The following is a 13318-nucleotide window of genomic DNA, read 5'->3' as shown; positions in this document are numbered from 1 at the left end:
TGCGGTGTATAATACATCAACAGATGGTAGGGTCAAGATTTTTCTGCAAAGGAAAACACTAATTGCATAAAATAAAGACATTTTTATGAAAAAACTTCAAAATTTAATTTAAAAAAATCAAATCGAACAGCAAAAGCTTTGCTGAACACACAGCGATGCTCAAAGAATCCGCTATACTATGTCATTCACCCATTGATCGATCTCTAAGGAATCTGTATGAGTTTAGAACAACAATTGATTGAAAGTTTAAATCAACTTGAGCCATCACATTTAGAAGTGATCAATGAGTCTGCTGGTCATGGCGGGTATTTTCCTGGAAAAGAGTCTCATTTTAAAGTGATCATTGTCAGTGAACAATTTGCAGGGTTACGTTTGGTACAACGCCACCAAAAAGTGTACGCAGAAGCCAAAGCCTTACTCAGCCCTGGAAAAATTCATGCCTTAGCGATCCATGCTTATCTTCCAAGTGAGTGGCAAGGTCAAGCCCCAGCAAGTCCAGACTGCGCTCATGCACCTAAAGTATAAAGTGCAGAGTAACTAAAATGGATACACATTTACTGATCAAAATCATTCATATGACCAGTGTTGGGTTATTAATCCTGGTTTTTGTTTTACGCGCTTCAACATTATTTATTGGAACACACAACCAGCAGCCGAATCCTAAAGGGCGGGTGGCTTTTGTTGCCTTGCAACATCTTTCCCTCACGGTGGTTATATTTACAGGGCTAACTTTATTGATCATGAATGAGTTTAAAGTGCAGCCTTGGTTCTATGCGAAAATTATTTTGTTTATGGTTTTCCTTTCCTCACAAATAAAAGCCTATAAAAAGGATGATACCGTTCTTTTAGCACAACGCAGAGCTGGTTTAGTGATTGGCGGAATTGCCTTGTTTGCAACTTTAGTTTTGGTCGTGCTTAAACCAGTTTTTAGTTGATTGTTAGACATGAATTTCACACTTGTATAGCGTCTAGGTTAAACTAGATACAAGTTTAAAAATAATGATAGCTTAGGGAACTTGTATGCTAACTCGTGTGGTATTTAACCAAAAAGGCGGTGTAGGAAAATCAAGTATTACGGTGAATCTTGCTGCGATTAGTGCGTATCAAGGTTTTAAAACATTGGTGATTGATTTAGATCCTCAAGCAAATTCTAGCCAATATCTTTTGGGTGATGACGCCACCTATTCTGCTGAAAAAACGGCATTAGAGCCGAATATTGAAAACTTTTTTAATGACGTACTTGGAAATCATCAACAAAAAGGATTGATTGGCAATGCCATTGGTAGCCTTTTAAAAACAAAAAATAAAGGTTTTGAGCAATATATTCATCGTTCACCTTTTAAAGATTTGGATGTATTACCCGCCAGCCCGAGCTTAGGCGAGTTAGAACATGCGTTAGAATCAAAACATAAAATTTATAAGTTACGTGATGCGATTCAGACCTTAACCAGTCAATATGAGCGTATTTATATTGATACACCGCCAGCATTTAACTTTTTTACCTTATCGGCACTGATCTCAGCGGATCGTGTTCTGATTCCGTTTGATTGTGATGTATTTTCAAAACGTGCATTACAGACGCTTATTCAAAATGTCATAGAAACTCAAGATGATCATAATGATCGACTTGAAATCGAAGGGATTGTGGTCAATCAATATCAAGCTCAGGCAAAATTACCGCGTGAAGTGGTACAACAGCTTAAAGATGAGGGGTTACCGGTTTTAGAAAATATGTTGCCACCTTCTGTATTAATGAAAGAATCGCATCATAAAAATCTGCCATTAATTCATTTGGCTACAGATCATAAATTGACTCAAGCCTATCAATCATTGTTCAATGAGATTGATAAAAAATAATTTCGAGATCGTGATGAAATCATTGAAAATGACTTCTGTTAAATTATCAGTCGTTGCCTTAACGGTGCTTGTCGTATCTGCTTGTACGACGACGGTTAAACCCACTTATGTGTCGCCTACGCAGTATCAGGCGATGAACTGTTTGCAATTGACGACAGAATTTAATCGTATACAGCAATACATTAATAATGGTGTACAACCTGCGAAACGTACAGGCGTGGGTGTTGGACTAGGTGTTGGTGGTGGTTGGGGCAGCGGTGGCTGGGGTTGGGGGATTGGTCCAAGTATTTCAGTAAACCTAGGACAATCTTCAAATACCAAAAATACTGAGCTTTCCCGACTGTATGGTGAGCAAGATGCCTTGTCTCAGGCGGCTCAATTTAAGAATTGCCCTTACGTCCCTAAACGTCAGGAAGTTAAAAAATAACGGGTTTTACCCATAAAAAAGCCGATTTTAGAAATCGGCTTTTTATCATCTTTAAATATGCTGTTTATTGATTATTGGGCATTTTATTTTTATTAAAAAATTTATGACGAATATAACCAATCACACCAGGTAACACACTGAGAATAATGATACCGAAAACCAAATGGGTGAAATTATCTTTCACAATGGGCATATTACCGAATAAATAACCCAAGGTAATAAACGAGCCAACCCAGCAAATTGCACCGACTGCATTATAGGTTAAGAAATATTTATAATTCATGCTTCCTGCACCTGCAACAAAGGGTGCAAAAGTACGGGCAAAAGGGATAAAACGGGCAAAAATAATGGTTTTTCCGCCATGCTTTTCAAAAAATTGTGATGTTTTTAACAAGTGTTGTTTGTTAATAAATTTAGAATCAATTTCAAAAACACGTGGTCCGACATATTTCCCAATATGATAATTGAGGGTATCGCCGAGCACTGCCGCAATAAATAGCAGAATGATTAAAACCACAGGATCCATTGCACCCGTCGAAGCAGCTAAAGCACCGGCAGCAAAAAGTAAGCTATCCCCAGGCAGGAATGGCATCACCACGAGACCTGTTTCAACAAAAATAATCAGGAATAAAATTCCATACACCCAGATACCATAATTTCTAATAAATTCAAACAGGTGTTCGTCTACGTGCAAAATAAAGTCAATCAGATCCATAAGGCAGAAACTATGCGAATTGGTGCACAAATCCTAGCAGTGTGAGTTATGAAAGTCAGTATTAAAAAGTAATTTTTTAAAACTTATTATTGTTCTTAATTTGCAACGATGAGTTTAGTTTTTAAGTATTTAACTTGAAATGTTTAGTGATTAATATGTATACATCTTCAGAACGAAATACAAATTAGGTCACACCATGTTTAATCCAAATGTTGTTGTTAAAAATATTGTGAATCAACCCACCGTCAATGCAAGCATTGCATTGATTGCACGTATTCTTATGGCATATATCTTTCTTGTTGCAGGTTGGGGCAAAATCACGGCTTACAGTGCAACTGTCGGTTATATGGAATCAATGGGTGTACCAGGTGCCATGTTACCTTTAACCATTCTGGTTGAGTTCGGTGGTGGTTTGGCATTGTTATTTGGTTTTCAGGCACGCTTTGCAGCATTTGGTTTGGGCGTATTTAGTTTGATTACTGCATTCCTATTTCATGGTGGTGACGCAGATGCAATTAACTTTATGAAAAACTTCGCAATGGCAGGTGGTTTGTTTTTCTTGATGTTGCATGGTGCTGGGAAATTGAGTCTTGATCATGTAATAGAAAAATAATTTAAAGATAAATAAAGCTTTGAAAAGCCAGATCTGTATCTGGCTTTTTTGTGTGTTCATTTAGCCTTATTCAAATGGATCAATTGGTTTATGCTATCTAAACATATTCAATTCAGTTTTAACTATGACCCCCAGTGAACTGATTGGCATCATTAAAGCCAAAATGAACCTATAAGCTGATTATTTAAAATGATTTTTTACAAAGCTAAGGAACTTAATTGAATGGAGTGCGTACGGCTTATAAAAATGATAGAATATGGCGCTTATATTCGTTTGCCTGCATAGTTGTTGACTCATGACTACCAATACTCAAATTACTGAAGATCGTATCCTTATCTTGGATTTCGGTTCTCAATATAGCCAGCTTATTGCACGCCGTGTACGTGAAGCTGGTGTATATTCTGAAATGTATGCTTTTGATATGTCTGAAGAAGACATTCGCGCGTTTAATCCGAACGGTATCATCTTATCTGGTGGTCCTGAAAGTGTGCATGAGGAAGGTAGTCCACGTGCGCCAGAAGTTGTGTTCAACTTGGGTGTACCTGTATTGGGGATCTGCTATGGTCTGCAAACCATGTCAGAACAACTTGGCGGTAAAGTAGAGCCAGGGACTGTACATGAATTTGGTTATGCAGCAGTTGACGTTTTAGTACGTGATCAATTGCTTGGTGATTTAAATGATGGTGATGACAAACTTAATGTTTGGATGAGCCACGGTGACAAAGTTTCTGCGATTCCAGCAGGCTTTAAAGTGACTGCAAGCACACCAAGCTGCCCATTTGCTGCAGTGAGTGATGAAACGCGTCGTTTCTACGGGGTGCAATTCCACCCAGAAGTGACACATACTGCCAAAGGCGCAGAGTTACTGTCTAACTTCGTTCATAGCATTTGTGGTTGCCGTAATCTTTGGAATTCTGAAAACATTATTGATTTACGTGTTGAACAATTACGTGAACAAATTGGTGATCAAAAAGTTCTTTTAGGTCTTTCAGGTGGTGTTGACTCATCTGTAGTTGCAGCATTGTTGCATAAAGCAATCGGTGACCAACTGACTTGTGTGTTTGTAGACAATGGCTTACTTCGTTTAAACGAAGGTGAGCAAGTGATGGACATGTTTGCGAAAAACATGGGGATCCGTGTGATTCGTGCTGATGCAGAAGAACGTTTCTTATCTGCACTTGCAGGCGAAGTTGATCCTGAGAAAAAACGTAAAATCATTGGTCGTGAATTTATCGAAGTTTTTGCTGAAGAAGCGCGTAAACTTGATGGCGTAAACTTCCTTGCGCAAGGTACGATTTACCCTGACGTGATTGAGTCTGCGGCAACTAAAAATGGCAAAGCGCATGTGATTAAATCACACCATAATGTGGGTGGTTTACCAGAAGATCTAGCATTTGAATTGGTTGAGCCAATCCGTGACCTATTTAAAGATGAAGTACGTCGTTTAGGTACAACTTTAGGTTTACCACATGAAATGCTTTATCGTCATCCATTCCCTGGTCCAGGTTTGGGCGTGCGTATCTTGGGTGAAGTGAAAAAAGAATATGCTGATATTCTTCGTCTTGCTGATGACATCTTTATGCAAGAGCTTCGTGCAAGTGGTTGGTATGACAAAACTGCCCAAGCATTTGCAGTATTCCAACCAGTAAAATCGGTGGGTGTCGTAGGTGATGGTCGTCGTTATGCATGGGTCATTGCACTTCGTGCCGTGGAAACGGTTGACTTTATGACAGCTCGTTTTGCCCATCTTCCATATGAGTTGGTGGATAAAATCTCAACACGTATCATGAATGAAATTAAAGATGTTTCTCGTGTGGTGTATGACGTTTCTTCTAAACCACCAGCAACAATTGAATGGGAGTAATTCAGGGATTTCAAGAAGCGAAGCTTCTTGCCTGAATTACGCCAAGGGCTATGCCCGCGGCAGCAGGGTTTTAAGAAGCGAAGCTTCTTGCCTGACTTTTAAAAAGAGCGCTTAGGCGCTCTTTTTAGTCGTAAGTATTATCTAAATTCTTTTTTGTATAAACTTTTATTAATTCTGCTTTTTTTACTTTAATACCAGATTTAATAAGAAGAACTTCTCTTTTATCAAATATAGTATTTAAAATTTTTTTCTTAGTTGGATTATCTCCATAGTGAAGAGCTTTATGGCAGTTAGGACAAAGAGAAATAATATTAGCTGGTATGTCTAATGAGATTTCATAATAATCTTGTTGGCTCATCGGGACTAAATGATGACCTTCCATGTATTGATGTTTACCATTAAAAAAAGTTGTATGTTCATTACTAAATTCACATTTGTATTCAGCAAGATATAAAGCTAATTTACTGTATCGAGGATCTCTCAAATAATATTTAGTATTTTTAGAACTTTTGAGTGGGCGTGGTCGATTAATATTAGGATCAATATCTTTAAAACTCTGATCATCACTTTTTTGAATTTCTAGCTGATAAGATGAATCTGAAATAGGTTTTAAATCTAATATATTTTTGCCAACTAAATTGTAGATATTTTCATAATCCATCAAAAGCTCTTGGAATTGTTGTTCTATTTTTATAGACAAATCAGAGTTTTTTAACTCTTCCAATGTGTACTTATAGCTTTTAATAGCCGCTTTTGCATAACTTTTGCCTAAATTGTTTTTAGCTTTAAAATCGATAGGCCCAAAAAAAACATTGTGAGTATTAGATGGTTTCATGTATTCAATTGCAACATGAGCAAACTGAGATAAATCGTTTTTATTTGTTTTTGAAACGCCTTGATTTAAGCTCAGATAACAGCTCTGCATATCAGCTGAAAAGCCTAGTACGATATAGTAACCAGCTTGTGGTGTAGATGTTATATTTCTATTAGCACAAACAATCCAAGGAATTTCGGCCCAATTTCCCATACCATGTGAATGAGTAACTTTATAAGAAGTTGGAAAATCTGAAAATGATTGGATCCATTGTTCAAACTGCTTTGGAATTAACACGGATAATGCTTCAAAATGATCTCCTTGGTTTACTGCTTTAGGAAATTGTTTTGTACTGGTAATGAAGTTTTCTAAAACTTTTACAATATTTTTTTGGATCATTGGAGTGAAATAATTAAAAATTCATAATAATCATATGATTTTTATTTTATTATTGAAATATGATTTATAAACATAATTAAATTTAATGTCAGGATTTAAATGAAAGTTTAATTTTAGGTTTATAGAAAATTTACTAAAACGTATTTAATTAATGATGCATACACATATAAAAAAGCCAATCAACGTATTGATTGGCTTTTGTTGCTCCAAAAGAGCGATTGCTAAATGGATTTAAACTTAGAAACGGTATCCAGCACGAACGCCGTAAGTGTTGTAGTTATCACCAAAACCTACACGACCTTCTAAGCTAACGTTTTGATTAAAGAATTTCTTCGCAGAAATACCCCATTCATCACGATCAGTTAAATCATTGTTGTAGTAGTCAGCACCTACACTTAAAGTCTTATCTAAATACAAGTCACCACGTACTTTGTACTCATCCAAGTCCCCGAATGCACCAAAAGCTTCAAAGTTAGCGTCATATTGACCTACTTTGGTTACATATTTAGCACGTACAGTTGGGTCTGCGCCGTCATCACCATTTTTAACATCATAACCCGTTACACCAAGTGCAAGTAATAAACCAGGAGCTGGTAAATAACCCACTTCAGCGCCATAAGTTGTTACTTTATTGTCGATGTTAGTGTTATCAACTTCAAGTTCATCACGACCTACACGACCACTTACATAGAAGTCTGAGTTAGGTACATAGTATTCAAGACCCGCACCATATTGGCTGTCTTTTACACCATCATTTTTAGCATAATTTACATTGGCTTTTACATTACTTGCGCGATCTAAGAATGCAGCCTCATTAAGCGGTGAATTACGAGTTTGTACTGGTTTGAAATAATAAGTACCATCTACACCAAAGCTATGAGTTGCATCAAAATTATCTGGATCATTATATGTATATGAACCACCAACTTCGGCTTGGTAAGCATGTGCAGTGCCAGTTAAAGCGGCTACGGAAAAGATTGCAGATGCGATTGCTAATTTTTTCATGGAATTCGCCCCTATGAAGAATTGATTGATTTATACATGTTTGGTTACAATTTAGAGTCTAGGGCAAATATAAAAATCGTCAACCACGCTATAGTAACTGGAATGTAATATTAGTGAGTTTATGTAACAATATTAACTTAAGATATTAAAAATAAACAAATAAAACTTATGTGTTGTTTTATTAAGATTGTGTAGATAGTGTGGATATTGGTACGCTTTGAGTAAGAGCTGGACATAATTTGTAATAAAAAAGGCATTTCAGAAATGAAATGCCTCAAAGTTTTTTGGCTTTCTAAGTGCTTAAAAACGGAAAGTTCCATTCACAGTAAAAAGATTCATGCCACTGCTAAAACCTGCTTCGGCACCAATAGCAACATTTTCATTCACAAAGTATTTGCTACGGAACCAGAGGAAATTATTATTGCTTTCATCGTCATCTTTTAAACTATATGCGCTGCCGATACTGAAAGCATGGGTCAAATAGTAATCTGCAGTGAAGATAACATTATTTTCATCGCCAAACACCCCATTCGCTTCAAGATTTAAATAATGTCCATTTTGACCAATTGGCATTACATATTTAATTTTAGCGGCAAAATCCGTTTCATCATCAAGATATTTATCACCACTGAAACCATCGACACCTGCTGCAATGAGCAAATTGCTGATCGGCATATAGCCCACCAATGCGCGATAAGTGGTGACGTTATAATCATTTTTATAACGAACTGAACCATAATTTGAATCTATGTTGCTTTTTATTTTGACTATGCCAAGCCCAATCTCACCATTGAGATAGAATTGTTCATGAAAATATTCTAAGCCACCTGTAAAGTAATGAAGATCTTTTTCATCTTTTGCTCGAGCAAGCTCATAAAATGTGCTTGTAGATAAAGGATCATAGGTTAAGTAGTCCTGACTTTCGATAGTACGATAAGCGTAACCACCATAGACATTGCTATTACGGCCTAAAAATGCTGCCTCATTCAATGGGTTGTTTTTGATTTGTACAGGATCAAAATAGTATTTGCCTTTAATATCGGCTTGATAGTCTTGATCAATGTAATTGTTATCATGATCAAAAGATCTAAACCCAGCATCAAATTGCACATTGTAGGCAAAACTAGAACAGCTGATTGCGGTTAAAGCGAAAAATAAAAGAGATTGTTTCATAAGTATCCTAAATTTTTTTGTGGTGTTGTAAGGTCAGAGCTTTGTTACAAAACAACAACATTGTTCACAAAAACTACACTGTAGTCAATTGTGTTGTCTAAAAAATGCCATATCTCAACTTTTTCCACTCTGTGGTAGAATGCGTGCGAATTAAAAGACGTCAAATGTGAGATTAAAACTCGTGGAAATTAATCCTTATCTAGTTCAGCTAAAAGACTTAAATGACCGTGGTCTAACACTACGGGGGTATCTTTGACTACGATCTAAAGAAAGAGCGTTTAGAAGAGGTTCTCCGCGAGTTAGAAGATCCAGCGATCTGGAATGATCAAAGCCGTGCACAGGCGATGGCAAAAGAAAAAGGCGAGCTTGAAAATGTGATCAACGTTTTAGAAGGCTTGGCGACACAGCTTGATGATGCACAAGCCATGCTTGATCTTGCTGTTGAAGCAGATGATGAAAGCTTATTGGCAGATGTTCAGTCGGAATTGACTGCAGCGGAAGAAGAGTTAGCAAAACTTGAATTCCGTCGTATGTTTAGTAATCCAATGGACCCAAATCCATGTTATGTGGAAATTCAAGCTGGTTCAGGCGGTACTGAAGCACAAGATTGGGCTTCAATGTTGTTACGTATGTATATGCGTTGGATCGAACGTCATGGCTTTAAAGCAGAATTGATGGAAGAATCAGATGGTGATGTTGCAGGGATTAAATCTGCAACAATCCGTGTTGAAGGCGAGTATGCTTATGGTTGGTTACGTACCGAATCTGGCGTTCACCGTTTAGTGCGTAAGTCACCATTTGACTCAGGTAATCGCCGTCATACCTCATTCTCGGCAGTATTTGTATCGCCTGAAGTGGACGATAATATTGAGATTGATATTAATCCTGCTGACGTGCGTACAGATACATATCGTGCATCTGGTGCAGGCGGTCAGCATATTAACAAAACCGACTCAGCAGTACGTTTGACTCACGCACCAACTGGGATTGTGGTGGCATGTCAGAACCAGCGTTCACAACATGCAAACCGTGATCATGCTTGGAAACAGTTACGTGCAAAATTGTATGAACTGGAAATGAGTAAGCGTAATGAAGCTGCTCAAGCACTTGAAGATTCAAAATCGGATATCGGCTGGGGCAGTCAGATTCGTTCATATGTACTGGATGACTCTCGTATTAAAGATTTGCGTACTGGTGTTGAGAACTCGAACACGGGTGCAGTATTGGATGGCGATCTAGATAAATTTATTGAAGCCAGCTTAAAACAAGGTCTTTAATTTAAATTTTTAACAAAAGCAAAGCTTTATCCGTATTTTTGCAATATATCTAAAAAAATCGATATTAAAATCGAAAAAATGCGATATATTGGGTGCAAAGATGCTGAATGGAGCTTTGCTCTGAATTGAATGTGTCTAAGATGGATATTGATTTAATTTCTAAAGCATTAGCGAATCCGACTCGCCGACAGATTTTGGAATGGCTCAAGAAGCCACAACAATATTTGTCGGAAGAGCAGTGCGGTGGCTTTGGTCGTGGTGTCTGTGCAGGGAATATCGAGAAGCTCGGTAATGTCTCTCAATCTACGATGTCAAATCATTTGTCTGTTTTGCAACAGTCAGGATTAATTCAGGCCGAGAAATATGGGCAATGGTCATATTTCTCGCGTAATGAAGCTTTAATTCAGCAATATATTGATTATCTACAAAACTCGCTTTAACACCTGATTTCAATCAGAAAGCGAGTGATGAGGCAAATATGGCTGAACTTAACTCTCCCCTTGTACTTGGCGATTTACATTTAAAAAATCGTGTCGTGATGGCGCCTTTAACCCGTAGCCGTGCTACCGCTGATCGGGTACCCACGGCGATCATGGCTGAGCACTATGCACAGCGTGCCAGTGCGGGTTTAATCATTACTGAAGCAACAGTGATTTCTGAACAGGCCAATGGTTATTTAAATACACCAGGGCTATTTACAGACGCACAAGTTGAAGGTTGGAAGTCTGTAACCCAAGCGGTTCATGATCAAGGTGGCTTGATTGTGGCGCAGTTATGGCATGTGGGACGTGTCTCACATCCAGATCTACTCGATGGTGAAACGCCTGTATCTGCAAGTGCAATACAACAAGCAGGACAAGTCAGCTTATTACGTCCAAAACGTGACTATGTCGTGCCACGCCCTTTGGAAATCTCCGAAATTCATACCATCACCGAACAGTTTAAACAGGCTGCAATTAAAGCCAAGGCGGCTGGTTTTGATGGCGTTGAATTACATGCTGCCAATGGCTACCTAATTGATCAGTTCTTACAAAGCTCAACCAATCATCGTGAAGACGAATATGGTGGTTCTGTTGAAAACCGTGCACGTCTTTTACTTGAAGTAATGGATGCTTTAATTGAAGTATGGGGCGCAGGCCGTGTGGGCATACATTTAGCGCCTCGCGGTGATGAGCATGATATGGGGGATGCTGATCCACGTGAAACCTTTGGTTATGTCTTGGAACAATTAGGTAAACGTAAAATTGCGTTCTTCTTTACACGTGAATATTTAGCCGATGACAGTATCAGCGAATATATGAAACAACGTTCAAATGGTGTGCCATATATTGCCAATATGCGTTTAAGCCGTGAAGATGCCATCAAACTCTTGGCATCAGGTCAAGCAGATGCGGTGTCTTTTGGTAAGGCTTATATTGCTAATCCTGATTTGTATGAACGTCTAATTCAAGACGCACCTTTAAATGAATTGGTGTTTGAAAATATGATTGGTTCACAAACTGCGGAAGGCTATATTGATTATCCTGCTTTAGGATAAAACAAAGACTGTATTTTCTCTGGATGTGAATGGAATACCCATTCACATCCACAACTCAGATAAATTTAACCAGTTTTCTTTTTGCATCGTTGAATCTTACAAGGCATATCTATTGTACGATGGCATGGATATCGCTATTGGTTAAGGCGTACAACACTACCTCTTAACCAATAAGCGTTTTTTCATCCCTGTAAAGCCAAGTTTTGCTAGTGTTGTTGCTGGTTGATGGATCAGATTTGCTCTAGCATGCGGTCGACTACCTTGCTGACAACAAATCGTTAAATATTATTCATTAACAACTGAATATGGCTCTGTTATATTTGCCCATTCATCTATATTGAGACATTCTGTTTGGCTACTCCTTTTTGGTATAACACAGCACTTAAAATCGTTAAGCCTTTGTATCAATGGCGTATCAAAAAACGTGCGAAAGATAGCGCAGAATACCAACAAGAATGTCTTGAGCGCTTTGGCCCCTTTCAAGATGTAAAGAATCAGCATGCCATTTGGTTTCATTGTGTTTCAGTCGGAGAAACCAATGCTGCTCAGCCTTTAATCGAACATTATTTAAAAGCAGGTCATGCTGTTTTAGTCACCAATACGACAAAAACAGGCCAAGCACGTGCCAAATCGTTATTCTTAAAAGCACCTTATCAAGCATTATTTCAAGCGGTATATTTGCCTGCCGATCAGCGCTATTTAGTTGCTGATTTTTATCAGAAATACCAACCCAAATTACTGATTTTGGTTGAAACTGAACTATGGCCAAATCTTATTGACCAAGCTCAACAGTTTAAAGTGCCTTGTATTTTAGTGAATGCACGGCTTTCGGAAAAATCTGCCAAAGGCTATGCTAAAGTTCCAAGCCTGACCCGTCCAATGCTACAGAAATTAGATCAGTTATTGGCGCAAGATGTTGCAACGAAGCAACGCTTTATTGATCTAGGTATGCCACAAAATAAAACACAAGTACTTGGAAGTATTAAATTTGATATTTCTGCACCTGAACAATTTATCCATAAAGCACAACAGTTGCAGCAGGACTGGAACTTAGCAAATCGAAAAATCATCACCATCGCCAGTACACACGCACCTGAAGAAGAAAAATTATTTCTCGCATTTAAAACCTATTTAGAACAATATCCAGATTGGTTGTTAATCGTTGTCCCGCGCCATCCTGAACGTTTTGATGAGGTTTTTGCTGCTGCACAAAGTTTAAATTTAACAACACAGCGTCGTAGCTTAGAGCAAGCAATCGAGTCGAATACCCAAGTCTATTTGGCAGACAGTATGGGTGAAATGTGGCTGTGGTATGCATTGAGTCAGGCATGTTTTGTTGGTGGGTCGTTAAATGAACCCGGTGGTGGACATAATATTTTAGAAGCTATGGTTTTAGATGTACCCACCGTGATTGGACCGCATTATTTTAATTTTCAAGCCATTGTGGATGAGTTCTTACAGGCAGATGCCTTAAAAGTGGGGCAAACTGTTGATGAGGTGGTTCAGTTATTGGTGCGCTGTTTGGAAGATCAAGCTTTTGCCCAGCAATTAAGCCAGCATGCGATTGATGTTTTAAAGCGTAATCAGGGTTCTTTATACAAACATATTGCAGTGATTGATCAGTATTTATAATTTAT

14 protein-coding genes are annotated in these 13318 nt (G+C 38.1%); 10 read left to right on the top strand and 4 right to left on the bottom strand.

Annotated features, from left to right (window positions below; translation table 11 throughout):
- Window positions 1-216 precede the first annotated feature (216 nt).
- The 4 genes from AS4_RS21010 (at window position 217) to AS4_RS20995 (ending at window position 2284) form a co-directional block, all read left to right on the top strand.
- The gene (locus AS4_RS21010) at window positions 217-525 is read left to right on the top strand and encodes a BolA family protein (protein ID WP_004723487.1); all 309 of its coding nucleotides are present in this window, start codon (window positions 217-219) and stop codon (window positions 523-525) included.
- A gap of 17 nt (window positions 526-542) precedes the next feature.
- On the top strand, window positions 543-935 hold the full coding sequence (locus AS4_RS21005; protein WP_096735386.1) for a SirB2 family protein: 393 nt from the start codon (window positions 543-545) through the stop codon (window positions 933-935).
- An 85-nt stretch (window positions 936-1020) separates the two neighbouring features.
- Window positions 1021-1857 carry a ParA family protein gene (locus tag AS4_RS21000; protein ID WP_004723483.1) on the top strand — a complete coding sequence of 279 codons (837 nt, stop codon included), beginning with the start codon at window positions 1021-1023 and terminating at the stop codon, window positions 1855-1857.
- 13 nt (window positions 1858-1870) lie between these two features.
- Window positions 1871-2284 (top strand): hypothetical protein, encoded by a 414-nt coding sequence (locus AS4_RS20995; protein WP_096735385.1) that lies wholly within the window; start codon window positions 1871-1873, stop codon window positions 2282-2284.
- A 64-nt stretch (window positions 2285-2348) separates the two neighbouring features.
- Here the strand turns inward: AS4_RS20995 and AS4_RS20990 are convergent, their stop codons facing one another.
- Window positions 2349-2999 (bottom strand): DedA family protein, encoded by a 651-nt coding sequence (locus tag AS4_RS20990; protein WP_096735384.1) that lies wholly within the window; start codon window positions 2997-2999, stop codon window positions 2349-2351.
- A 196-nt stretch (window positions 3000-3195) separates the two neighbouring features.
- On the opposite strand from AS4_RS20990, the gene AS4_RS20985 reads away from it, so the two are divergent.
- Together AS4_RS20985 and guaA are read left to right on the top strand one after the other, a co-directional pair.
- Window positions 3196-3612: a DoxX family protein gene (locus AS4_RS20985; RefSeq protein ID WP_096735383.1), complete on the top strand. Its 417-nt coding sequence runs from the start codon at window positions 3196-3198 to the stop codon at window positions 3610-3612.
- A 295-nt stretch (window positions 3613-3907) separates the two neighbouring features.
- Entirely contained in the window at window positions 3908-5476 is a 1569-nt protein-coding gene (gene guaA, locus AS4_RS20980) for a glutamine-hydrolyzing GMP synthase (protein WP_004823655.1), read from the top strand.
- Between the two features lie 124 nt (window positions 5477-5600).
- On the opposite strand, the gene AS4_RS20975 is transcribed toward guaA, so the two are convergent.
- The 3 genes from AS4_RS20975 to AS4_RS20965 form a co-directional block, all read right to left on the bottom strand.
- On the bottom strand, window positions 5601-6689 hold the full coding sequence (locus AS4_RS20975) for an MrcB family domain-containing protein (RefSeq protein ID WP_096735382.1): 1089 nt from the start codon (window positions 6687-6689) through the stop codon (window positions 5601-5603).
- A gap of 237 nt (window positions 6690-6926) precedes the next feature.
- Entirely contained in the window at window positions 6927-7694 is a 768-nt protein-coding gene (locus tag AS4_RS20970) for a putative porin (RefSeq protein ID WP_004823657.1), read from the bottom strand.
- A gap of 300 nt (window positions 7695-7994) precedes the next feature.
- A complete protein-coding gene (locus tag AS4_RS20965) occupies window positions 7995-8873 on the bottom strand; it encodes a putative porin (protein WP_406565203.1) in 879 nt (292 codons plus the stop codon).
- 175 nt (window positions 8874-9048) lie between these two features.
- Here AS4_RS20965 and prfB point away from each other — a divergent pair.
- The 4 genes from prfB to AS4_RS20945 all read left to right on the top strand — a co-directional run bounded on the left by prfB (window position 9049) and on the right by AS4_RS20945 (window position 13313).
- A protein-coding gene (gene prfB / locus AS4_RS20960; RefSeq protein WP_096735380.1) for a peptide chain release factor 2 occupies window positions 9049-10144 on the top strand; the annotation gives its coding sequence in 2 pieces (ribosomal slippage) (window positions 9049-9120 and window positions 9122-10144; 1095 coding nt in all).
- 140 nt (window positions 10145-10284) lie between these two features.
- On the top strand, window positions 10285-10584 hold the full coding sequence (locus AS4_RS20955) for an ArsR/SmtB family transcription factor (RefSeq protein ID WP_034614967.1): 300 nt from the start codon (window positions 10285-10287) through the stop codon (window positions 10582-10584).
- Between the two features lie 38 nt (window positions 10585-10622).
- Window positions 10623-11681, top strand: a complete 1059-nt coding sequence (locus tag AS4_RS20950) for an alkene reductase (RefSeq protein ID WP_096735379.1) — start codon at window positions 10623-10625, stop codon at window positions 11679-11681.
- A gap of 351 nt (window positions 11682-12032) precedes the next feature.
- Complete coding sequence (locus AS4_RS20945; protein ID WP_096735378.1) at window positions 12033-13313, top strand: 3-deoxy-D-manno-octulosonic acid transferase; 1281 nt, start codon at window positions 12033-12035, stop codon at window positions 13311-13313.
- The last annotated feature ends 5 nt before the right edge of the window (window positions 13314-13318 follow it).

It is taken from the genome of Acinetobacter guillouiae (assembly GCF_002370525.2).
Classification (GTDB): Bacteria; Pseudomonadota; Gammaproteobacteria; order Pseudomonadales; family Moraxellaceae; genus Acinetobacter; species Acinetobacter guillouiae.
The sequence above is the reverse complement of the archived record's forward strand: the minus strand, read 5'-3'. Positions and strand labels throughout refer to the sequence as shown.